Source organism: Corynebacterium evansiae (genome assembly GCF_027570065.1).
Taxonomy (GTDB): Bacteria; Actinomycetota; Actinomycetes; order Mycobacteriales; family Mycobacteriaceae; genus Corynebacterium; species Corynebacterium evansiae.
The window spans coordinates 88,657-109,881 of sequence record NZ_JAKMUT010000004.1; the positions used below are offsets into that span (position 1 = coordinate 88,657).

General features: G+C 61.4%; 17 protein-coding genes and 1 tRNA gene. 12 read left to right on the forward strand and 6 right to left on the reverse strand.

Annotated elements, in window-relative coordinates; all coding sequences use genetic code 11:
* Positions 1–97 precede the first annotated feature (97 nt).
* The 3 genes from L8V00_RS05560 to L8V00_RS05570 all read left to right on the forward strand — a co-directional run bounded on the left by L8V00_RS05560 (position 98) and on the right by L8V00_RS05570 (position 1,776).
* Positions 98–844, forward strand: a complete 747-nt coding sequence (locus L8V00_RS05560) for a DsbA family protein (RefSeq protein ID WP_269944453.1) — start codon at positions 98–100, stop codon at positions 842–844.
* 90 nt (positions 845–934) lie between these two features.
* Positions 935–1,007: transfer RNA gene (locus tag L8V00_RS05565), tRNA-Ala, on the forward strand.
* A 199-nt stretch (positions 1,008–1,206) separates the two neighbouring features.
* Complete coding sequence (locus L8V00_RS05570) at positions 1,207–1,776, forward strand: vitamin K epoxide reductase family protein (RefSeq protein ID WP_269944454.1); 570 nt, start codon at positions 1,207–1,209, stop codon at positions 1,774–1,776.
* Between the two features lie 28 nt (positions 1,777–1,804).
* On the opposite strand, the gene nadE is transcribed toward L8V00_RS05570, so the two are convergent.
* Positions 1,805–2,755 carry an ammonia-dependent NAD(+) synthetase gene (gene nadE / locus L8V00_RS05575; protein WP_080722703.1) on the reverse strand — a complete coding sequence of 317 codons (951 nt, stop codon included), beginning with the start codon at positions 2,753–2,755 and terminating at the stop codon, positions 1,805–1,807.
* Positions 2,756–2,941: 186 nt separating this feature from the next.
* Between nadE and ykgO the strand changes: the two genes are divergently transcribed.
* From ykgO to nrdE, 4 genes are all read left to right on the forward strand, one after another.
* A complete protein-coding gene (ykgO, locus tag L8V00_RS05580) occupies positions 2,942–3,064 on the forward strand; it encodes a type B 50S ribosomal protein L36 (RefSeq protein ID WP_005511141.1) in 123 nt (40 codons plus the stop codon).
* Positions 3,065–3,452: 388 nt separating this feature from the next.
* A complete protein-coding gene (gene nrdH / locus L8V00_RS05585; RefSeq protein WP_011273153.1) occupies positions 3,453–3,683 on the forward strand; it encodes a glutaredoxin-like protein NrdH in 231 nt (76 codons plus the stop codon).
* Between the two features lie 78 nt (positions 3,684–3,761).
* On the forward strand, positions 3,762–4,205 hold the full coding sequence (gene nrdI / locus L8V00_RS05590; protein WP_035005017.1) for a class Ib ribonucleoside-diphosphate reductase assembly flavoprotein NrdI: 444 nt from the start codon (positions 3,762–3,764) through the stop codon (positions 4,203–4,205).
* A 98-nt stretch (positions 4,206–4,303) separates the two neighbouring features.
* On the forward strand, positions 4,304–6,466 hold the full coding sequence (gene nrdE, locus L8V00_RS05595; protein ID WP_269944455.1) for a class 1b ribonucleoside-diphosphate reductase subunit alpha: 2,163 nt from the start codon (positions 4,304–4,306) through the stop codon (positions 6,464–6,466).
* 129 nt (positions 6,467–6,595) lie between these two features.
* Here the strand turns inward: nrdE and L8V00_RS05600 are convergent, their stop codons facing one another.
* Positions 6,596–7,084: a ferritin gene (locus L8V00_RS05600; protein ID WP_049049676.1), complete on the reverse strand. Its 489-nt coding sequence runs from the start codon at positions 7,082–7,084 to the stop codon at positions 6,596–6,598.
* Between the two features lie 342 nt (positions 7,085–7,426).
* Between L8V00_RS05600 and nrdF the strand changes: the two genes are divergently transcribed.
* The 3 genes from nrdF (at position 7,427) to serB (ending at position 12,359) form a co-directional block, all read left to right on the forward strand.
* The gene (nrdF, locus tag L8V00_RS05605) at positions 7,427–8,422 is read left to right on the forward strand and encodes a class 1b ribonucleoside-diphosphate reductase subunit beta (RefSeq protein WP_239318064.1); all 996 of its coding nucleotides are present in this window, start codon (positions 7,427–7,429) and stop codon (positions 8,420–8,422) included.
* Positions 8,423–8,727: 305 nt separating this feature from the next.
* On the forward strand, positions 8,728–10,425 hold the full coding sequence (gene ctaD / locus L8V00_RS05610; RefSeq protein ID WP_035005012.1) for an aa3-type cytochrome oxidase subunit I: 1,698 nt from the start codon (positions 8,728–8,730) through the stop codon (positions 10,423–10,425).
* A gap of 581 nt (positions 10,426–11,006) precedes the next feature.
* A complete protein-coding gene (gene serB / locus L8V00_RS05615) occupies positions 11,007–12,359 on the forward strand; it encodes a phosphoserine phosphatase SerB (RefSeq protein ID WP_269944456.1) in 1,353 nt (450 codons plus the stop codon).
* Positions 12,360–12,401: 42 nt separating this feature from the next.
* Here serB and L8V00_RS05620 read toward each other — a convergent pair whose 3' ends face one another.
* Positions 12,402–13,973 carry an AMP-binding protein gene (locus tag L8V00_RS05620; RefSeq protein WP_269944457.1) on the reverse strand — a complete coding sequence of 524 codons (1,572 nt, stop codon included), beginning with the start codon at positions 13,971–13,973 and terminating at the stop codon, positions 12,402–12,404.
* 312 nt (positions 13,974–14,285) lie between these two features.
* Here L8V00_RS05620 and L8V00_RS05625 point away from each other — a divergent pair, with 312 nt between their 5' ends.
* The gene (locus L8V00_RS05625) at positions 14,286–14,846 is read left to right on the forward strand and encodes a hypothetical protein (RefSeq protein WP_035005177.1); all 561 of its coding nucleotides are present in this window, start codon (positions 14,286–14,288) and stop codon (positions 14,844–14,846) included.
* Positions 14,847–14,861: 15 nt separating this feature from the next.
* Positions 14,862–15,437: an RNA polymerase sigma factor gene (locus L8V00_RS05630; RefSeq protein ID WP_269944458.1), complete on the forward strand. Its 576-nt coding sequence runs from the start codon at positions 14,862–14,864 to the stop codon at positions 15,435–15,437.
* 112 nt (positions 15,438–15,549) lie between these two features.
* Here L8V00_RS05630 and L8V00_RS05635 read toward each other — a convergent pair whose 3' ends face one another.
* From L8V00_RS05635 to L8V00_RS05645, 3 genes are all read right to left on the reverse strand, one after another.
* On the reverse strand, positions 15,550–17,673 hold the full coding sequence (locus tag L8V00_RS05635) for an Hsp70 family protein (RefSeq protein ID WP_269944459.1): 2,124 nt from the start codon (positions 17,671–17,673) through the stop codon (positions 15,550–15,552).
* Positions 17,674–17,757: 84 nt separating this feature from the next.
* On the reverse strand, positions 17,758–19,230 hold the full coding sequence (locus L8V00_RS05640) for a GTPase (RefSeq protein WP_070488100.1): 1,473 nt from the start codon (positions 19,228–19,230) through the stop codon (positions 17,758–17,760).
* Entirely contained in the window at positions 19,231–21,012 is a 1,782-nt protein-coding gene (locus L8V00_RS05645; RefSeq protein ID WP_269944460.1) for a dynamin family protein, read from the reverse strand.
* Positions 21,013–21,225 lie beyond the last annotated feature (213 nt).

Here is a 21,225-nt window from a genome sequence, read left to right on the forward strand (position 1 = left end):
GTATGCGTAAAATCACGGGGTCGATTCAGGGTATTGCCAGAAAACTGCGATACCCTCATGCCCAGTAGACACGTCATCATCTCGAAAGGAACGCTCAGTGAGCCAGAAGATCAAGGCCCCTAACGCTTCTAAAGGGGGCAATGGCTTCCTGTGGGGAATCATTGCGATCCTCGTTATCGCAGCCGTAGCCATCGGCTTTATTGTGTACAACAACCAGCAGCACAAGGTCGATAACATCACCCTGCCGGATGACAAGGTGGATGTGAAGATGACCACCGACGAGAGCACCGTCACGCTGGAGTCTGAGAACGCCGGCGACGACGTGCCGACCATCGAGGTCTTCGAGGACTTCAGCTGCCACTACTGTGCACAGCTGGAATCCGCATCCAGCGAGGATCTGAAGAGTGCGCTGGAAGAGGGCAAGCTGAAGGTGAAGTTCAACTTTCTGAACTTCCTGGACCGTGGTGATGAGACCGGTCCTTCCACCCGTGGTGCGTCCGTTGCCTGGGCCGTGGCTAAGGCCGGCGACGTGAATGCCTTCTGGAACATCCACCGCCTGATTATGGAGGAGCAATCCACCGTTGCCCGTCAGTGGAGCTGGGAAGACCTGGCTAACGCGGCCGACAAGATCGGCGTGAATGGCGATGTGGTCGAAAAGATCCGCAACGAGTCCGTGAAGGAAGACGGCGTGAAGGTCGCCCAGAAGAACGGCAAGGAAGTCGAGAAGCGCGAGGGTGACGTTTCCTCGCCACTGCTGTACAAGGACGGCAAGCGCTTCGATCCGCCGTCCAACCCGGACCAGACCCTGAGCTCCTGGGTTCCGGTCGCGCTGGAAGGTAAGTAGCGCCCGCGCGTTACCCCATTGCCACCAGGCGATTTGGAGAACTCAATTCTAGTGTTGTAGCTTTAGACCCGTTCGCTTGCAAAGAGCAACGGGGCTATGGCGCAGCTGGTAGCGCACCACACTGGCAGTGTGGGGGTCACGGGTTCGAATCCCGTTAGCTCCACAGAACACAAACCCCAGTTCAGAAATGAGCTGGGGTTTTGTTGTCTTTGCTGGGGGATCCACCGTGCTAATCTAACCTCGTTGGAAATCGCCCAGTTCCTCGATGGACGGCGACCCCAAACCGGTTCACTCCGCGCCTGAAAGCGCCGATGTGAGCGCAGTGGGACGTGAGGGCGTCAGTAAATAAAGAGAGCGAGCACATGAACGGTTTAGGTGCTACGAAACGCTTCGGCTACACCTTCCTGGTGCTATCCACGATCGGGCTGGTTTTCTCCACGCTGATCATGCACGACAAGCTGCAGATGGCGCTGGATCCTAACTTCGAGCCGGCGTGTACTTTCAACGAGGTCATCTCGTGTACGGATGTGATGGCCTCGGATCAGGCGGCTACGTTTGGATTCGCAAACCCATTTATCGGAATGATCGGTTTCCCGGTGATGATGACCCTCGCCGTGATACTGATCGTCGGCGCGAAACTTCCTCGCTGGATGTGGTACTGCACGCTTGCCGGGCTGGGGCTGGGCGTGGTGTTTGTGCACTGGCTGGCCTACTCCGCGATCTACTCCATCGGAGCGCTGTGCCCTTACTGCATGGCCGTGTGGGCGGCGACCCTACCGATGTTTGTGATGACGTTGGTGCACATCCAGCGCGAGAAGCGGCGCGAGGCGGGGGAGGATGTTCCGCACTCCGCGCTGGGTATGCCGCTGGTGGTGGTTATCGCCTGGTTCTTGGCGTTTACCGCGCTGATTCTGGATCAGTTCGTTTTCTAGCTGCGCCACGGCTCAGCGGTGTGGGGGCCTAGCTGCGCCACCATTCGTCGTGCGGGGTGACTGGCAAGTGCCGCTTGTGGCGCGAGCGGAACCATAGCTTCTCGATGTGCTCGGCGACCTGCGGGTCGATGTCGGCAGCGCCGTTGGTGCTCTCCAGGTAGTCGTCGAGCTGCGTGTACGTCACGCCCAGCGCCTCCTCGTCGGGGAGCGCGGGGCGGTCTTCCTCCAGATCCGCGGTGGGTACCTTCTGCCACGTGCTGTCCGGGGCGCCGAGGTGCTGCAGCAGCGCCGCGCCTTGCCGCTTCGTGAGCCCCGCCAACGGCACCAGGTCCGCCGCACCGTCGCCATGCTTGGTGTAGAAGCCGGTGACTGCCTCTGCCGCGTGATCCGTGCCAACCACCAGCGCGCCGAGTTCGCCTGCCAGCGCGTACTGCGCGATCATGCGTTCGCGCGCCTTGATATTGCCCTTGTTGAAGTCGCTAACCTGCGCGATGCCGAGGGCCTCGCTCGCCGCGCGCGCCGATTCGTCGGTTGCGCCCTTGATATTTACTGTGACGCCCATACTCGGCGCGATAAACTTCAGCGCCACCTGTGCGTCTTCCTCGTCCGCCTGGGTTCCGTAGGGCAGCCGCACGGCGCAGAAGCGGTAGGGCTGGGGAGTATCTGCTTGCTCTGTCTGCTGGGCTTGTGTGCCTTCCTGGTTGAGGCGCTCGACCGCCAGCTGGCACAGCCTTCCCGCCAGGGTGGAATCCTGGCCGCCGGAGATTCCTAGCACAAGGGCGTGAACTCCCGTGGCCTGCATGTAGTCGGCGATGAACTGCACGCGACGCTCTACCTCTTTGGCGGGGTCGATGGTGGGGCGCACTCCCAACTCTGCGATGATCTGCGCGTGTAGCGGGCGCGCGCCCGGGCGCTCGGCGCTGCTAGTGCTGCCGGGGTTGTCGGGGGTGTGGTTCGGCTGGTTTGCGGAAGGGCTCATGGGTTAGATGCTAGTCCGCAGGGGAGTGCGGGGTGCTCGGGTAGTCTATTTGCACTTATTTGGTTTTGGAGTCGGCGATGGGTAAACTCATCGTTTGTGTTTGTGCCGGGCGGCATAAGCGGGCTTTAGCCTGTTAGCCTGTACTGCCTGGCGATGTAAGAAAGTCGATGAGGAAAGGAGCGCCCGATGAAGGTCCGCAAGTCCCTTCGGTCGCTGAAGAACAAGCCGGGCGCTCAGGTCGTTCGTCGCCGCGGCAAGGTCTACGTGATCAACAAGAAGGAACCCCGCTTCAAGGCTCGCCAGGGCTAAGAACCACAAGGTTCCACTTCCCCCCGTCTTCCGCTGAGAGTGCTTAAAGCACCGCGGAGGCGGGGGATTTTTTGTCTCAAATCCCGGCTTTGAAATTACAAACATGTTTTTTATGTGGCTAGATGTAGTGGTGGGATTTTTCCCCACCTGCGAATACTCAAGATGTAACTACTAGATATTGTGTTTCAGTTTTAAGGAAGCCCCAAAATGTTGTGTTTTAGCGGTTGTCTTACACGCATGTGATGTGTAGTCTTAAGCAAGTCGATGAGGGGCGATGAAGGCACAGTACGCCTGACTATCGCCCGCCGAGGTCGTTGCTACGGCCAGCGTAAAGACTGACAAAGACCAACACTGATAGCGCCCACGAACCAGGAGAATGACAGCCACCATGATCACCGTCTACACCAAGCCCGCATGTGTTCAGTGCAACGCCACCAAGAAGGCCCTCGATAAGGCCGGTCTGGAGTACGAGCTCGTTGACATCAGCCTCGACGATGAGGCTCGTGACTACGTAATGGCGCTGGGTCACCTGCAGGCTCCCGTGGTTGTCGCCGGTGAAGATCACTGGTCCGGCTTCCGCCCGGATCGCATTCGTTCCCTGACCGCCAAGGCTGCTTAACCCCCGCGCGTCGCTTCGCCTTCACCGTCTATCAGGTGGGGACTATTTTTGCGCGCGCCACTGTCTGAATGAGGCTCAATGCTAATCACGTATTTTTCCTCCACGACGGAGAACACTCACCGCTTCGTGCGCAAGCTCGGGTTGCCTTCCTCCCGCATCCCTCTAAAGCGTAATGACGCCCCACTGCTCGTCGACCAACCGCATGTCTTGGTCGTGCCGACATACGGCGGGGGAGCGGGAATGACAGGCGACTACGCCCGACCAGTTCCAAAGCAGGTAATCAAGTTCCTCAACGTGGAGCAAAACCGCAAGTGGCTGCGCGGGGTGATCGCCGCGGGGAACATTAACTTCGGGTCGGACTTTGCCAAGGCCGGCGAGGTGATCTCCGCTAAGTGCCAGGTGCCGTACCTGTACCGCTTTGAGCTGATGGGAACGGAGGAGGACGTCCACCGAGTGCGTGAGGGATTGGCGGAGTTTGAGGCCTCCCTGCGGCACGAGGGCCGGTGGGATCTGGCGAGCTGACCCGCCCCGCACATGTCCGGGGCACTGATTAGAATCGAAACGAACACACGAGCGCGAGGCATTTTTCTTAGCGCGAGTTTTTGAGGAGACGCATACACATGACTGGCACCGAGCTTGGCAAGACCGTCCAGGAGCCCGTTGACCAGCGGGAGCAGCTGGATTATCACGCTCTGAACGCGATGTTGAACCTGTACAACGATGCAGGGGAGATCCAATTCGACAAGGATCGCGAGGCTGCAAACCAGTACTTCCTGCAGCACGTTAACCAGAACACCGTTTACTTCCACGACCTGGAAGAAAAGGTTAAGTACCTGGTGGACAACGAGTACTACGACCCCGAGGTGCTGGATCAGTACGAGTTCAGCTTCGTGAAGTCCCTGTTTAAGCAGGCCTACGCGAAGAAGTTCCGCTTCCAGTCTTTCCTGGGTGCGTACAAGTACTACACTTCCTACACACTGAAGACCTTCGACGGCCGCCGTTACCTGGAGCGTTTCGAAGATCGCGTGTGCATGGTTGCGCTGGGCCTGGCGGCGGGGGATACCGAGTTGGCGTCCAACCTCGTCGACGAGATCATGGATGGCCGCTTCCAGCCTGCAACGCCGACCTTCCTCAACATCGGCAAGAAGCAGCGCGGCGAGCCGGTTTCGTGCTTCCTGCTGCGCATCGAGGACAACATGGAGTCCATCGGCCGTTCCATCAACTCCGCGCTGCAGCTGTCCAAGCGCGGCGGTGGTGTGGCTCTGCTGCTGTCGAACGTGCGTGAAGCCGGCGCGCCGATTAAGCACATCGAGAACCAGTCCTCCGGCGTGATCCCCGTGATGAAGCTGCTGGAAGATGCCTTCAGCTACGCCAACCAGCTGGGCGCCCGCCAGGGTGCCGGTGCGGTCTACCTGAGCGCGCACCACCCGGACATCCTGCGCTTCCTGGATACTAAGCGCGAGAACGCGGACGAGAAGATCCGCATTAAGACCCTCTCGTTGGGCGTGGTGATCCCGGACATCACCTTCGAGCTGGCCAAGCGCAACGACGACATGTACCTGTTCAGCCCGTACGACGTCGAGCGCGTGTACGGCAAGCCGTTCGCCGACGTCTCCATCACCGAGCACTACGAGGAGATGGTGGAGGATCCGCGCATCCGCAAGTCCAAGATCAACGCGCGTGCGTTCTTCCAGACCCTGGCGGAGATCCAGTTCGAGTCCGGATACCCGTACATCATGTTCGAGGACACGGTTAATAAGGCCAACCCGATCGAAGGCCGCATTACTCACTCGAACCTGTGCTCCGAGATTCTGCAGGTCTCCACCCCGTCGGAATTCAACGCTGACCTGACGTACAAGAAGATCGGCGACGATATTTCCTGCAACCTGGGCTCCATGAATATTGCGAAGGCGATGGATTCGGAAGACTTCTCCAAGACCATCGAGACCGCCATCCGTGGCCTGACCGCCGTGGCGGACCAGACTTCCATCGACTCCGTGCCGTCGGTGCGCCAGGGCAACGACAACTCCCATGCCATCGGTTTGGGTCAGATGAACCTGCACGGCTTCCTGGGGCGCGAGCACATTCACTACGGTTCTGAGGAGGCGCTGGACTTCACCAACGCCTACTTCGCGACCGTGATGTACGAGGCGCTGAAGGCCTCCAACAAGATCGCCCAGGAGCGCGGCGAGAAGTTCCACAACTTCGAAAACTCCCAGTACGCGACCGGCGAGTTCTTCGACCGCTACGACCCGGCCGACTTCGCCCCGAAGACGGAGCGCGTGCGCCAGATCTTCGGTAACTCCAGCATCCACGTGCCCACCGCGCAGGACTGGCAGCAGCTGAAGGACGATGTGCAGACCCACGGCCTGTACAACCGCAACCTGCAGGCCATCCCGCCGACAGGTTCGATCTCCTACATCAACAACTCCACGTCCTCGATCCACCCGATCGCCTCCAAGATTGAGATCCGCAAGGAGGGCAAGATCGGCCGTGTGTACTACCCGGCTCCGTACATGACGAACGAGAACCTGGAGTACTACGAGGACGCCTACGAGATCGGCTACGAGAAGATCATCGACACCTACGCTGTGGCCACGAAGTACGTGGACCAGGGACTGTCGCTGACCCTGTTCTTCAAGGACACCGCCACCACGCGCGACATCAACCGCGCGCAGATCTACGCGTGGCGCAAGGGGATCAAGACGATCTACTACATCCGCCTCCGCCAGACGGCCCTGACCGGTACGGAGGTTGAGGGCTGCGTCAGCTGCATGCTCTAAGTGGGGGAGCGGCCTGCTCTAAGTGGACGGCAGCCTGCACTGAACACGAAAAAGCCGACTGGGAGGAATCCCAGTCGGCTTTTTTGTTGACCTTGAGCGGCCGTTCCTATTGGTTGTTAGCGTCGGTTGTTAGCGGTTACCCAGCTCGGCGTCGATGCGCAGCAGGCCGGAACCATCGTTGCCCACCAGCTTGATGCGGTCGATGATGGCGCTGACGGTGGCCTCCTCCTCGATCTGCTCCTCCAGGAAGAAGTTCAGCAGGTTGCGGGAGTCGATGTCGCCAACCTCGTCGGCGGTCTTCACCAGATCGCGGATCAGTGCGGAGACCTTACGCTCGTGCTCGAGGGATGCCTCGAAGGCATCCAGCGGGGTGGAGATCTTCAGGGAAGGCATCTCAACCGTCTCGATGTCCACGCGCGCGTCGCGGTCCAGCAGGTGCTGCGCGAACTTCTGAGCGTGCTCGCGCTCCTCATCAGCCTGTGCCTGCATCCAGCTGCTCATGCCGTCGAAGGAGAGGCGGTCCAGCTCATAAGCCAGCTGCGTGTAAACCAGCGCAGCCTGGTGCTCGGCGGTGACCTGTTCGTTCAATTGCTTTTGAAATTTCTCGTTGATTTCCATGCAGCTCAACGTACTCAGGGTTTATCCAATCGGCTAGCAAACGCAGGCTACCCTTATTTTATCAATGCAGGTCAGAGCCTGTTGTTTAGTCGGTGAGGCTGTCTTTACTTAGGCTGCCCTGTAAACCAATCCTGACGTGCTCTTTAGGTAGTGACGCCCCCAGCTCCGGGCTGAAATCGACTCCAGTGCGCGCTGAGGGCGTCATTAAGAAAGACCCCCAAAATGGGTGTAGTGGCCGAGGGGTAGGCGCGTCGAGGAAACGGGGTATGATGGGGCGAAGTGCACAAGCTGAGGGTCAGCGAGAAAATCAGCACGTTTTGTGAAGAAGGAGACACGCAAGCGATGAGTGCGCACGCACCCCACACTCCCGTACACCGCGTCGACGGCGATCCGGTATCCGCCATCAACTGGAATAGCATTCCGGACGAGAAGGACCTGGAGGTGTGGGATCGCCTCACCGCCAACTTCTGGCTGCCTGAGAAGGTGCCGCTGTCCAACGACGTGCCCAGCTGGTCCACGCTGAACGACATGGAGAAGCAGGCGACCATGCGCGTGTTCACAGGCCTGACCATGCTGGACACCATCCAGGGCACCGTCGGTGCGGTGAAGCTGATCGAGGATGCGGCCACCCCGCACGAGGAAGCAGTGATGACGAACATCTCCTTCATGGAGAGCGTCCACGCGAAGTCTTACTCCTCTATCTTCATGACGCTGGCCTCCACGCCGGAGATCAACGATGCTTTCCGTTGGTCCGAGGAGAACGACAAGCTGCAGAACAAGGCGAATATCATCCTCGACTTCTACGAGGGTGAAGATCCGATGAAGAAGAAGATCGCCTCCGTTCTGCTGGAGAGCTTCCTTTTCTACTCCGGTTTCTACCTGCCCATGTACTGGTCCTCGCACGCGAAGCTGACCAACACCGCGGACATTATTCGTCTGATCATCCGCGATGAGTCCGTGCACGGCTACTACATCGGCTACAAGTACCAGCGCGCACTGGAAAACGAGACTCCGGAGCGCCAGGAGGAGCTGAAGGAGCACACCTTCGACCTGCTGCTGGAGCTGTACGACAACGAGGCGCAGTACACCGAGGATCTGTACGACGAGCTCGGCTGGACCGAGGACGTGAAGCGCTTCCTGCGCTACAACGCCAACAAGGCGCTGAACAACCTGGGATATGAGGGGCTGTTCCCGGCTGACGAGACTCGCGTCTCCCCGGCGATCCTCTCCGCCTTGAACCCGGGTGGCGACGAGAACCACGACTTCTTCTCCGGCTCCGGCTCTTCCTATGTAATTGGTAAGGCTGAGAACACCGTCGACGACGACTGGGACTTCTAGTAGGCGACTCATATGCGGCGACTTCTAGGTGGCGACTTCGAAGCCGCCGCATAGCTATCACCCCGGTTAGCACCCCCGAAAACGTGGGATCTGTTAGCTGAGCACCGTCCACGGCTATTGAAATGCGCGTTGACGGGATACTATGTAAGCATTCTGCGTCTGTTCGGGTCGGTTGTTGACGAAGCCGACCCAGCGGGAACAGGGTAGAGGAAACATTCTTTTGGGTGACCGGCTCAAAGAATCCTGTGAGTTGCTTAAGGCTCGCAAGAGGAAAAGGGCAGGTCACGCGTAGTCAGGAGGAACTAATGACCGCAGTAGCGCCTAGGGAAAGCCATGAGGTTTCCCCGGCTCGGCCTGCGCCTTTCGGTGAGGCACCGCGTGGCAGCCTCGCATGGAAGATGCTGACCACGACCGACCACAAGCTTCTGGGCATCATGTACCTAATCATGTCCTTCACCTTCTTCATGATTGGTGGCTTGATGGCCCTGCTGATCCGTATCGAGCTTTTCTCTCCGGGTCAGCAATTCCTGTCCAATGAGCAGTTCAACCAGCTGTTCACGATGCACGGCACGATCATGCTGCTGCTGTACGGCTCCCCGATGGTGTTCGGTTTCGCGAACTACATCCTGCCGCTGCAGATCGGCGCGCCTGACGTGGCATTCCCCCGCCTGAACGCCTTCGGCTTCTGGATGACCACCGCCGGTGGTGTCGTTATGCTGCTCGGCTTCCTGACCCCGGGTGGTGCTGCTGACTTCGGTTGGACCATGTACATGCCGCTGGCAGACGCTACGCACTCTCCGGGTGTGGGCTCTGAGCTGTGGATCCTGGGTGTCGGCGTTGGTGGTATCGGTACCATCGCTTCCGCTGTGAACATGATCACCACCATCCTGTGCCTGCGCGCACCGGGTATGACCATGTTCCGCATGCCGATCTTCACCTGGAACATCCTGGTTACCTCTCTGCTGGTTCTGCTGATCTTCCCGCTGCTGACCGCTGCAGCCCTGGGTGTCTTCTACGACCGCAAGCTGGGTGGCCACATCTACGACGCCGGTAACGGCGGCGCTATCCTGTGGCAGCACCTGTTCTGGTTCTTCGGCCACCCTGAGGTTTACGTCCTGGCACTGCCGTTCTTCGGCATCGTGTCCGAGGTCTTCCCGGTGTTCTCCCGCAAGCCGATGTTCGGCTACGTCGGCCTGGTGTTCGCAACCCTGTCGATTGCTGCACTGTCCATGGCCGTGTGGGCGCACCACATGTTCGTGACCGGCGCCGTGATGCTGCCGTTCTTCTCCTTCATGACGTTCCTGATCGCCGTGCCGACCGGTATGAAGTTCTTCAACTGGCTGGGCACGATGTGGAAGGGCCGCCTGACCTTCGAGACCCCGATGATCTTCGCGGTCGGCTTCTTCGCCACCTTCCTCTTCGGTGGTCTGACCGGTGTCATGCTGGCTTCCCCGGCTCTGGACTTCCACGTCTCGGATACCTACTTCGTGGTTGCTCACTTCCACTACACCCTGTTTGGTACCGTGACCTACGCTTCCTTCGCTGGTATCTACTTCTGGTTCCCGAAGATGACCGGTCGCATGCTGGACGAGAAGCTGGGCAAGATCCACTTCTGGCTGGTTACCATCGGCTTCCACACCACCTTCCTGGTGCAGCACTGGCTGGGCAACATGGGTATGCCGCGTCGTTACGCTGACTACCTGCCGACGGATGGTTTCACCACCCTGAACCAGATCTCCACGGTTGGTGCCTGCATCCTGGCGATCTCCATGATTCCGTTCCTGTGGAACGTCTTTAAGTCCTACCGCTACGGCGAGGTCGTCACCGTTGATGACCCGTGGGGCTACGGCAACTCCCTGGAGTGGGCAACCTCTTGCCCGCCGCCGCGCCACAACTTCAACTCCATGCCTCGCATCCGCTCCGAGCGCCCGGCGTTCGAGCTGCACCACCCGCACATGGTCAAGCGCATGCGCGACGAGGCTCACGTTGGTCGCCACTTCTAAGCGCACTTTCTAGTGACGCCCCCTCACCCGGCCACTGCCCAGCGCAGTCGCTAGGTGCCTGGCGGCTGGCCAGGCTTTAAATCCACACCTCAACTACGCGGGGTGTGGATTTTCGCATTCCCGGGGTCTGGGGGCGGGGCTGGGCTGAGAGCCTGGCGGGGGCTTGCATGCCGGCCGTCAGCCTGCTGCGCCGACAGCCTGCCCGCTGCGTCGGCAGCCGTCTGGTGGCTTGCATGCCTGCCCGCTGACTTGCATTCCTGTCCACCGCGCCGGCTGGTGGGGCCCGGAATTGCCCAGAATGTCGCTAGATCGGGAATCTGTTTAATGGGAGTAGTTTGCAATAGATAAAAGTACTGGTCAGGGGCTCGGGGGAAATGCGGGGTCTGATTTTGCTCTCACAGAATCCCGATTCAGCGACATTTGGTCGGTTGAGAGCAGCACAGAGCGGCTGGGTACCGGGAAAAGTGTGGCAGGTGGGGTGAAAGGGATAAGTGGGGCAGCTTGGCAACGCGGGGGAACTGAAATGGGGGCTATGCAGTTTCGGTTATCACTTCTTGCGGGGAAGTGGGACAATATAGCCCGTGACTACCTCTGATAACGCCAGCAACCTCAACACTTCCACCGACCAGCCCGCTGCTGCCCAGCCCGCAGCTGGCCTGGTCAACGACCCGCACTTCGAGACCGCACTCGAGGACACGCTGCAGGAAGGCCTCGCCCCCAGCGTGATTACCGTTACCGGACCCGACCGCCCCGGCGTATCCGCGGCATTCTTCCGCGTGCTGTCCTCCTACGGAGTGCAACTCCTCGACATTGAGCAGTCAGTCTTTCGTGGGAAGCTGTCACTGGCGGCGCTAGTGGGCGTCGGACAAGAAGACCTAGAGCCGCTCGGCGAGGGACTTAAAGAAACTCTGGCTTCCTACGGCATGCGCGTCAGCGTCGAGGCTGACGACAATCTTTCCAGTACCCGTCCGCACTCCACGCACGTGATGGTGGTGCTGGGCCGCCCGCTGACGGCCACGCACATCTCCCGCATCGGCCAGACCCTGGCGGACTACGGTGCGAATATCGACACGATCACCGGCATCGCGGACTACCCGGTCACCGGCCTGGAGCTTAACCTGACCGTCGCGAACCCGGCACCCGGTGGCGGCGTGCCGCTGCGCAAGGCGCTGGCGACCCTCACCTCGGAAGTGGGCGTGGACATCGCCATTGAGCGTGCGGGCCTGGCCCGCCGGGCGAAGCGCCTCATCTGCTTCGACGTGGACTCCACCCTCATCCAGCACGAGGTCATCGAAATGCTGGCAGCCTACGCAGGCCGCGAAGAAGAGGTTGCCGCCGTCACCGAGCGTGCTATGCGCGGCGAGCTCGACTTCGCCGAATCCCTGCACGAGCGCGTGAAGGCCCTCGCCGGCCTGGACGCTGCGGTGGTGGAGAAGGTAGCCCACGACATCCAGCTGACCCCTGGCGCTCGCACCACCATTCGGACGCTGAAGCGCCTGGGCTACAAGGCTGGCGTGGTTTCCGGCGGATTCATCCAGGTCATCGAGCCACTAGCCCGCGATCTGGACCTTGACTTCGCCCGCGCGAACACCCTGGAGATCGTCGACGGCAAGCTCACCGGCCGCGTGATCGGCCCGGTCATCGACCGCCAGGCGAAGGCAGAAAGCCTCAAGGAGTTCGCCTGGTCCAACGGCATCCAGCTGAACCAGACTGTCGCGGTTGGCGACGGCGCGAACGACATCGATATGCTCTCCACGGCCGGCCTGGGCATCGCCTTCAACGCGAAGCCCGCCCTCAAGGAGATCGCCGATGCTTCTGTGAACTACCCCTTCCTGGATCAGGTGCTGTTCATTCTTGGCATTTCTCGCCACGAGATTGAGGACGCCGACCTCCGCGACGGCACGTACCGCCGAGTGCCGATCGTCGAAAACTAACTGGCGCCCCCGGCGGCCACGCTCTAATCCGCGAATGCGGTTCTAAACCGCGCGCTCGCGCAGCTCGCGGCGCAGGATCTTACCCGTGGAGGACTTCGGAATGCCCTGCACGAACTCAACGATGCGGATCTTCTTGTAGGGCGCCACTCGCTCGGCCACGAAGTCCATCACCTGCTGCTCGTTGAGGGCAGAACCCCGCTGAGCCACAACAAAGGCCTTCGGCAGTTCCTCGCCATCGGAAGCGCGGTGCACGCCGATCACGGCGGCGTCTGCGATCTCCGGGTGGCTCAGCAGTACGGATTCCAGCTCTGCGGGCGGAACCTGGTAGCCCTTGTACTTGATCAGCTCCTTCAGGCGATCCACGATGTGGACGTTGCCCTCCGGGTCGCAGTTCGCCAGGTCGCCGGTGCGCAGCCAGCCGTCGCCCGGCAGCGCCTCGGCGGTCTGCTCCGGCTTGTTCAGGTAACCGGCCATAATCTGCGGCCCGCGGACCCACAGCTCGCCCACCTCGGATACGCCCTCGCTGGGCAGCGGGATCTCCTCCAGAGTCTCCGGATCCACCAGCTTGCTCTCAGTGTTGGCACAGGGCTTGCCGATGGAGCCGCGGTTGATGTCCTTGGAGACGTTGGCGTGCGCCAGCGGCGAAGTCTCGGTCATGCCATAGCCCTGCTGCACGTGGATGCCCAGGCGCTTCTCCAGCGCCAGGGCCAGGTCCTCATCCAGCGTGGCCGCACCGCTGAACACTCCGCGCATACGCGACAGGTCGTAGTTATCCACCATCGGGTGCTTTGCCAGCTGCACGGCGATCGGCGGGGCGATCAGCGTGAAGTTCACCTCGAACTTCTGGTGGTGCTCCAGGAAGCTCTGCAGCTCGAAGCGCGGCACCACAACCAGCTTGGCACGCTGCGCCAGCGCCAGGTTCACAAGCGCGGTCAGGCCATAGATGTGGAAGAACGGCAGGACCGCGTACACCGTGTCGTCCCGGCGCAGCAGGTCGATGTCCTGGCCCTGCTGCACGTTGGCCACCAGCTGGCGGTGCATCAGACGCACGCCCTTCGGCAGGCCGGTGGTGCCGGAGGAGTAGGGGAGTACCGCCAGATCCTCGTCCGGGTTGATCTCCACCTCGGGGGCCGTGCGGCGCTCCGCCATGATCTGCTGCATGCCCTTGGAGGTATCCAGGTGGATGATGTTTTCTTCTGCGATGCCGGCATCCTTCGCTCCCTGAGACGAGGCGTCACCAAGCGCGGCAACAGTAAGCAGCATCTTCGCGCCAGAGTCCTTAACCTGTGCGGTCACGGTCTCCGGCGTGGAAAGCAGCGACAGCGGCGATACGACAGCGCCGATGCGCCACAGGCCGTAGGCGGCGACGATGAAGTTCAGGGAGTTGGGCAGGTGCAGCGCCACCACGTCGCCCTTTTTGATGCCCTTGCTGACCAGCCAGCCTGCGGTGGACTCGATGTAGTTCTGCAGCTGCGCGAAGGTCGTTTCGGAGCCATCGGCGATGTCGATGACGGCGACGCGGTCTTCTTCTTCCGTGGTGAGGTTGCCGAAGACGTAGTCGTAGAGACCTAGCGGGCTGAGTGCGATGTCCGGGCGGTCACTTTTAATGGGCATTGCGTCGGGCTCCTATCCGTTCGCGGTTATTCTTCGCCTCCACTGTAGTCGGCATGCGCTTTAGCCGACATCACTTTTTATGTTTCGCCCCGCTAACTTTCCAATGGTGCGAATCGGTATTGAACTTCGTGCCCGTCCTATTGAACTGCGTGCGAGATCGGGCGTAATCTCTTAAGGTAATTCTTTTATTACTCGCGGGAACTTTCGCCGCCTTGCACGCATTACACAATCGTCCTGAAGCAGGTTTGAGTGGTTCATCTGCTTCAGCGCGTTCTTTGTTGTTCTGCGGATGCTGGTGGAAGGAGGTGAACGATGAGCACGAAGAGTGATTCGATCGAAAACGGAGGACACATGGCTGGCCCATCCGCTGATACCGAGGCAGACGCACCAATTCTTCCCCCGCTGGAGGAACTGTTCGGCAACGAAGCGCAGGATCTCGACGACTTGTTCAACTCGATGTTGGACGTCGCCGTTGATCCGAACACCGAGATGCCCGAGGGGGATCTGATTCCCGACCTGGATTCCTTCCCGGAGGAAGGTGCGGAAGACCCTTCGGCAGATGAGGCTTCGCACGAGGTTGATCTTGCGGATCTCGACGATTCTGGTTCTTTGGTTGATGACGCCACCTCGGCGGAGGACCTCCCCAGTGATGCTTCGGGCGACGACGTGGATACCGGCGCAGCAGAGCACGAGGATCTGGACGATCTGGGTGGTTCTGACGATCTGAGCGACCTCGCTGATCCGGTGACCGATTCCGCTGTGGACCCCGCTGTGGATCCCGCCGCCGACGTCACTGATTACGGCGAGGATGATTATGGCCACGACTACGGCGATGATCTCCCGGACGATCTGACCGACCTCAGCGGAATGTAGGGGGGGGAGCCAGAAATGTCTAACGGATCTAGTGCCGCACGGAAAGAACCCACCCGCGAAGAGGAACGCGACCTGCTGGCCAAAGCCCATGAGGGCGACCAGCAGGCTTTCGCGCGTTTAGCGCGCCAGGCATGGGGCAGGATGTTCTCTGTCTGCCTGTCCATCACCGGCAACCGCGCCGACGCGGAGGATGCGCTGCAGAACGCATTGACCTCCGCGTGGAAGAACATTGAGAAGTTCGACGGGCGCGCCAGGTTCTCCACTTGGGCCTACCGCATTGCCTCCAACGCAGCGCTGCAGATCGTGCGCTCCCGCCGGGACGTCCCGGAGGAAGACGCGGGCGTGGACGAGGTCGCGCAGACCCCGGAGGTCGGCTCGCAGGTTACCTCGGCAATGGTCGTGCGCCAGGCGCTGGCACAGCTGCCGGATGACTTCCGCGAAGTCATCGTCCTGCGCGAATACACGGGCATGAGCTACCAGGACATCGCCGCCCACCAAGGGATTCCCATTCAAACGGTTAAGTCACGCATCAATCGCGCGCGTGCGAAGCTGAAGGCGGCACTGGTGGAGGCTGGCGTCACCAGCGCATAAACAGTCAGGCACTGCCCTTCCGCAAACAAGCACAGCAAAGAGCCCCACAACATCGAGCAGTTCAAGCTTTGCTCGGTGGGTGGGGCTCTAACTTGTGCCGATCGCTGAGGGGCTAGTCCTGCGGCATCAGGTTGTAGAACTTCAGCATCTCGATGAAGCTTTCCTTGGTGTCATCAGACTTGCCGTTGGACAGCACGACCAGCTTCTCCTCGGGGTACCACACCGTAACGTTCGGGCTGGAGTAGTTGGCGCTGGGGTAGAAGATAATCTCCGGCCAACCATTGCCGGCCTCCTGGAGGACCTGCCCCTTCACGGCAGAGTTCTTTCCGTGGTCGTAGACCTTCTGCGCATCGTCGCCAGTCTGTGTGTACCGGAAGTTGTTGTAGAGGAACTCATCCTTGTGATCCTCGAGGGAATCGCGGCTCGGTATGCAGGAGTACATCTTGGTATCCATGCCGTCGTAGGCCGCGCCAGCGAAACTTGCCTTATCCTGCCTGGTGCTGCAGCTATCGATGCGGTTGTAGAAGTTCGTCGGAGTGTAGTCCTTGACCTCCGGGAGCAGGGAGGCCAAGGGCTTGTACATATCCGACTCGTACGGCTCCCGCGCTGGGGTGTAGGGGTTGGCCTCGGTGAACGGCGGGTTACCACCATCGCTGTTGCTGCCGCCTCCGCCGCTGCCGCCGCCACCGTTGTCATCGCCGCCGTTCAGTGCGACGAAGCCGATGGCTATCACGACCGCCAGGATGGCTACGCACGCCGTGATGATCACCGGGGTGTTGGACTTCTTCGGCTTCGAGGAGCTCGTTGCGTGAGCGCTGGCGAAGTTGCTGGCGCCGTATGCGTTCGCCGAGCTGGGCACGAAGGCAGCGGTCTGCGGGGAAGTGTTGTAGGACTGCGATCCCTGGTTCTGCCCCTGACCCGCACGCGGCATTCCGGGCGGAGTTGCCGGGCCGGACTGGCCGGGTTGGCTTGACTGGCCGGAACGGCTTGCAGCTGAGGCAGCACCGGCGCCCAGCCCAGCGCCAGCGGCGCCAGCTAGTCCGGCAGCACCGGCGGCACCTGCGCCAGTGCTGCCGACACCGGCGCCACCGGGGCGAGAACCTGCCCCCTGAGCTCCGTTTACGCCACCGGTGAACCCGCGCAGGGTTGCGGCCAGCGCACCGCGGCTCACCACGGTCTTCGGGTCGTCGAGCGTCATGACGGTGCCGACTTCACCCAGACGGTCCTGCACAAACGGAATGCGCGACGATCCGCCGGTCATGTAGATCGGGGTCCTTGTGGAATCGACGCCCGCCTGCGTCAGCGCCGCACGAGTCAGCTCAACTCCGCGCATGATCGACTGCTCGATAACGTTGTTGAACTCGTCGCGGGTGATCAGCAGGTCGGTTTCCCCGTGGGGAGTGGAGACGCTGATGGTGGCCGAGGAGGTGTCCGACAGGATCTCCTTGGCCTCTCGAATGCTGGACTCCAGCGCGTGCACCGTGGTGATGGGCGCGGAGCGAACGAAGTCTGCCAGGTCGGGGTCGTCGTGCTCCAGCTGGTCCAGAACCCAGCGGTAGAGCAGGTTATCGATGGTGCGCCCGCCCAGGCTGTTATCGCCCTTGGCGGCCACGACCTCGAAGTTGCCATCCCCCTTGGCGCGCAGCACGGCAATATCCAGGGTGCCGCCACCGAAGTCGAACACTGCCACGTGGGAACCGGACTGCACGGACTGCTGGGAGGCATAGTGGATCGCAGCTGCGCGCGGCTCGGACAGCACGCGCAGGTTCTGCTCCGGCACGCCTGCGGCGACGGCGCTGCGCTTCAGCTGCTCCACGGAGTGCGCCGACCACGCTTCGGGGTGGGTCAGCGTAACGGTCTCGGGATCCTGGTTGGCGTGCTGCGCCTTGCCAGAGCGCAGGACGGTGGCAATCACGGAGCCGACGACCTTCGTCAGCGGCAGGCTACGGCCAGCCAGCTGAACTTCATCGTGGTCGATGTAGCGCTTGGGGCTGAGCAGCAGCCGGGAAGGGTCGCGGCGGCCACGGGCGAGGGCGGAATCCCCGTTGAGCAGCGTGGGCTCCTCGTCGGCGGCGGCGTGCGCACCGTGCGGGGCATCCAGGAACACGGCCGACGGCATGATGTTGGAGCGGTGTGTCAACGCAAGGGCGGAGATCTCCCTACCCATGGGGCTCTGGTGAGCGGCAGCCGTATTCGAGGTACCGAAGTCGACCGCCAGATGCCATGCGTTAGTCATTTAAAGTACAGCTCCTGACAAAACTTAAGGGTTTAAAAGCGTTTAAGGCATAAGTAGCTTACACTTTAGCGCCTCGGTTGGCCTTTAGTGCGTCGCTTGTAGAGCTGATTGGAAAGAGCCCAGGAGGCGCTCGCGGGCCTCATCCTCCGCCGCGGACAGCGGGGACATGGACATTTGCTGCATCTCGGAGATCTTCTCCTCCAGCGCCTGGCGAACCTGTTCCACCGGCGTATCGCGTGGCAGGTTCACGGTCTCTGCCGGGTGCCCGGCCGTCACGGCGGACCGCAGCAGCGGCAGTAGGCGCGAATCCGGGGTGGAGGCGTAAGTATTGCGGTAGCTGCGGTACAGCATCACAAAGTGCATGCCCGGCTGCGCCAGCGTCACCGACTGCACCCAGCGCACGTGCTGCAGGTCCGGGTGGTTGGAGGCCAGGTCGTCCAGCACGTCCAGCATTCGGGCGGCGCGCTGTAGCACGGCGAAGTAGGTGATGTCGCCAGTCAGCAGGTGCACCAGCTCCGAGACCCCGGAGGTCTCCACCATCCACTTGACCAGCGCTGGCGCCCCGCCCTCGGCGGCGATGCGGCGCCCGGCGAACACCCCGTACTCGCCCATAACGTCCAGCAGGTCGTCGCGGATGTTGGCGCTGCACTCCGGCACGATCTCCCGCGGATCCTCTGCCTCCAGCAGGTCCAGCAGGCCTTCGCGGTCCAGGTGCGCCAGTGCGCTTAGGTTGCGAGCCACATCGCCGGTGACCTTGCCCGTCAGGGCGGATTCCGCCATCAGGCCAGAGAGCGGAATGGTGCGCTGCACAGTGCTCATCAGTCGCTTCTGAATGCTGTCGGCGTGCTGGCGGGCGTGCTGCAACGGATCGATGGGGCCGAAGGCACCGGAACCGAAAGAGTCCGCTCTGGAAAGGATGCCGACGGTATTTAGGGGCGTCATTCCCAATTGGGAGAGGAACCGCTTCTCGTCCTCGCGCGGGGCAGAGTCCGACAGGAAGACGAGGCAGTCGGCCCAACCGCTGGCGCGGCGCGTGTCTTTTTGCCCGTCGACGAGTACGCGGCGGGTGCGCTCCTCGTTCTCGACGGTCAGGGTGGCGGTGCCGGGGGTGTCGATCAGAGTGAGCTCCTGCAGGCGCCGGTTGGGCAGGAACTGGTCCACAAAGTCCACCTGATTCACCGGCACGGTGAGGTTATTCAGCGGGCCGTTGTTCAGCGGCACGCGGATGACCTGCCCGTCGACAGTGTGGATCTCGGCGCGGGCGGGCGCACCGTTGTGGTACATGCTCACCGCCATGGTGCACTCCAGGGCGCCGGTGGCGGCAATGAGGTTCTCCGTGAGAGCGTTGACCAGCGTGGACTTTCCGGATTTCAGGCGGCCAACCACAGCCACGCGCGGCGGACGGGTGACCATCAGGCGCAGCTGTTCGGCGTGCCGCGCCAGGTCCGGCGAGCCGCCGGCCAAAGCGTCGACAGCCTGGGTGAGCAGCAGCGTTAGGTCAGAGACGCGCTGGCTCAAATGCGCAGAGGCCGACTGGATCTGATTTCCCTGCTCCATTTACATCCCCGCCTTCGCGTGTTCTGCCATGCTCGCCGCCCCGCGCCGGGTGCGTTTCAGCGCCGCCAGGTGCTCATCTAGCTCTTCGATGGTCTGCTTCACGATCTCCAGGTTTTTCTTCAGCCTGCTGATGGTCTGCTTGCGCTGGGCCTCGGATTCGCGGGCGATCTTCTGTGCGGATTCGATCTTGGACTGCAGGTTGCGCTGCTCCTGACGGATTGCGGAGCGGTGGCGCAGCAGGATTTCCGTCCTACCGGTGGTAATCGCAATGTCGATCATGCGATTGATGGAGGTGCGGGTGGTCGCAATAGTCTCGCGGAGCCAGATAAGTAGGTGTTGCTTGCCGTTGCGCATTGCTCGGTAGCCCATGTTCACGCCGATCCAGGCGGCTGCAGCCACGGGGGCGAAGGGGATGACTACTGTCAGGGCGCCTGCGCCGACAATGCCCATCGTGAGCATCGACGGATCCACCAGGCCGGTGGTTTTCTTCTCCACATCGTGGCTGAGGGAGCTCGGCGGGGCCAGTGCGGCGAAGATCTGTTGCTGCACCTGGTCCACCATGTCCTGGCGCCCCTGGAACAGCTGCGCGGCACGGGCTGTCACTTCGCTGACCATTGCCATCACCATCTGCTCCATGATCTGCCGCAGTTCAATCTCGATCTGGCTGGTGAATACCTGCGGCTTGCTGCGCAGCACGCGCATGCCTTCGGCGTTGACGCGGTTGGTCCAGCGCGTCTTTACGTCCGTCAGCGCCTCGTCCATTGCCGCGGAGACCTTGTTGCGGCTCAGCTGGATGTCGCGCATGAACAGCTGTTCCCACTCGCTGGTGGCATCGCGGAACGCCTCGAGCTTGCGCTTTTCTGCTTCGAGTTCGCCGACTGCATCGCTGGTTTTGTCGTAGAGCTTGATGTCGCGCTCGATGTCGGTGGTGATGGTGTGCATCGTCGACTTGGTGATCTCGAGCGCGGTCACCGTGCCGAGGTTGCCCGGCGAGTTCACGTGGTCGATGATCTGTTGGCGCAGCTCGGCGACGCCACATCGTTGCTCGATCTGTGCTCTTTTTTCTGGTGACGCCGATTCCGCCGCGTCCAAAGCCCGCAACGAGGACACTCCAATGACCGGGATGTCCAGGCCTAGGTGCTCTGCGATGAGGCGCTGGTCGTCGGCAACGATGGAGCGCCAGCGGCGCACATTCTTATCGGTCTTGGTGACGGCCACGATCACGCTGCCGACCTGCTCGCGGGCGCGGCGGAGAATATCCATCTCCGGGGCGGTGATGGGGGTGGAGGCGTCGCAGACCATGAGCAGCACGCCGGCATTTCGGGCCTCCGCCAAGGAGGCCGCCACCGCATGCTCGTCCAGGCCGCCCACGCCCGGAGTGTCGATGATGGTCACCTTGCCCATGCCAGAGTAGGGAACCAGCAGCTCGGCGGCGCTGGGTAGGGAGGCTACTTCCTTACTATCTTTCGGCGCGCGGTTGATGGCATCCACGGCCTCCTGGGTGACCCAGTTCTTTAGATCCTCGGGCTCGATCGGGTCGTACTCCGTGCCCCGCACCAGGCGCGCCAGCACTGGCTGGTCCGGATCCTGGTCGGGCTCGGTGTGGATACGGATTGGGGCGCTGGTGGCGGTGATGACGTCCACCGGCAGCAGATCGCGCCGACCGACCAGAGCGTTGACGAGGGAGGACTTTCCGCGCTTGACCTCGCCGATGATGACCACGGCGGAGGTGCGGTATTTCGCATTCACGAGGTTCTGCACACGATCCGCGGCATCGTGCATCTTGTATTTCCTGGCGATAGTGGCCCCGCGTTCGACGCTTGCCTGGGGGGATCGGCCCGCAGCGTTTGGGATGGGGGTCACGGTGTATATCGCCTTTCTTTGTAGTGTCCGGTTAGCGCGCTGCAAGTGCACGGTAGTGCGAGAATGCCATTCTAGTATGCCGATAAAAAGACTCTCCGGAAGTTTAGCTTAAGCACTATGCATGCTTTCACC

What these genes read in the sequence shown, in the direction of transcription:
- L8V00_RS05570 (WP_269944454.1), top strand. Translation starts at nt 1,207, where the DNA reads ATGAACGGTTTAGGTGCTACGAAACGCTTCGGCTACACCTTCCTGGTG.
- nadE (WP_080722703.1), bottom strand. Translation starts at nt 2,755, where the DNA reads ATGAGCCCTTCCGCAAACCAGCCGAACCACACCCCCGACAACCCCGGC.
- ykgO (WP_005511141.1), top strand. Translation starts at nt 2,942, where the DNA reads ATGAAGGTCCGCAAGTCCCTTCGGTCGCTGAAGAACAAGCCGGGCGCT.
- nrdH (WP_011273153.1), top strand. Translation starts at nt 3,453, where the DNA reads ATGATCACCGTCTACACCAAGCCCGCATGTGTTCAGTGCAACGCCACC.
- nrdI (WP_035005017.1), top strand. Translation starts at nt 3,762, where the DNA reads ATGCTAATCACGTATTTTTCCTCCACGACGGAGAACACTCACCGCTTC.
- nrdE (WP_269944455.1), top strand. Translation starts at nt 4,304, where the DNA reads ATGACTGGCACCGAGCTTGGCAAGACCGTCCAGGAGCCCGTTGACCAG.
- L8V00_RS05600 (WP_049049676.1), bottom strand. Translation starts at nt 7,084, where the DNA reads ATGGAAATCAACGAGAAATTTCAAAAGCAATTGAACGAACAGGTCACC.
- nrdF (WP_239318064.1), top strand. Translation starts at nt 7,427, where the DNA reads ATGAGTGCGCACGCACCCCACACTCCCGTACACCGCGTCGACGGCGAT.
- ctaD (WP_035005012.1), top strand. Translation starts at nt 8,728, where the DNA reads ATGACCGCAGTAGCGCCTAGGGAAAGCCATGAGGTTTCCCCGGCTCGG.
- L8V00_RS05620 (WP_269944457.1), bottom strand. Translation starts at nt 13,973, where the DNA reads ATGCCCATTAAAAGTGACCGCCCGGACATCGCACTCAGCCCGCTAGGT.
- L8V00_RS05625 (WP_035005177.1), top strand. Translation starts at nt 14,286, where the DNA reads ATGAGCACGAAGAGTGATTCGATCGAAAACGGAGGACACATGGCTGGC.
- L8V00_RS05630 (WP_269944458.1), top strand. Translation starts at nt 14,862, where the DNA reads ATGTCTAACGGATCTAGTGCCGCACGGAAAGAACCCACCCGCGAAGAG.
- L8V00_RS05635 (WP_269944459.1), bottom strand. Translation starts at nt 17,673, where the DNA reads ATGACTAACGCATGGCATCTGGCGGTCGACTTCGGTACCTCGAATACG.
- L8V00_RS05640 (WP_070488100.1), bottom strand. Translation starts at nt 19,230, where the DNA reads ATGGAGCAGGGAAATCAGATCCAGTCGGCCTCTGCGCATTTGAGCCAG.
- L8V00_RS05645 (WP_269944460.1), bottom strand. Translation starts at nt 21,012, where the DNA reads ATGCACGATGCCGCGGATCGTGTGCAGAACCTCGTGAATGCGAAATAC.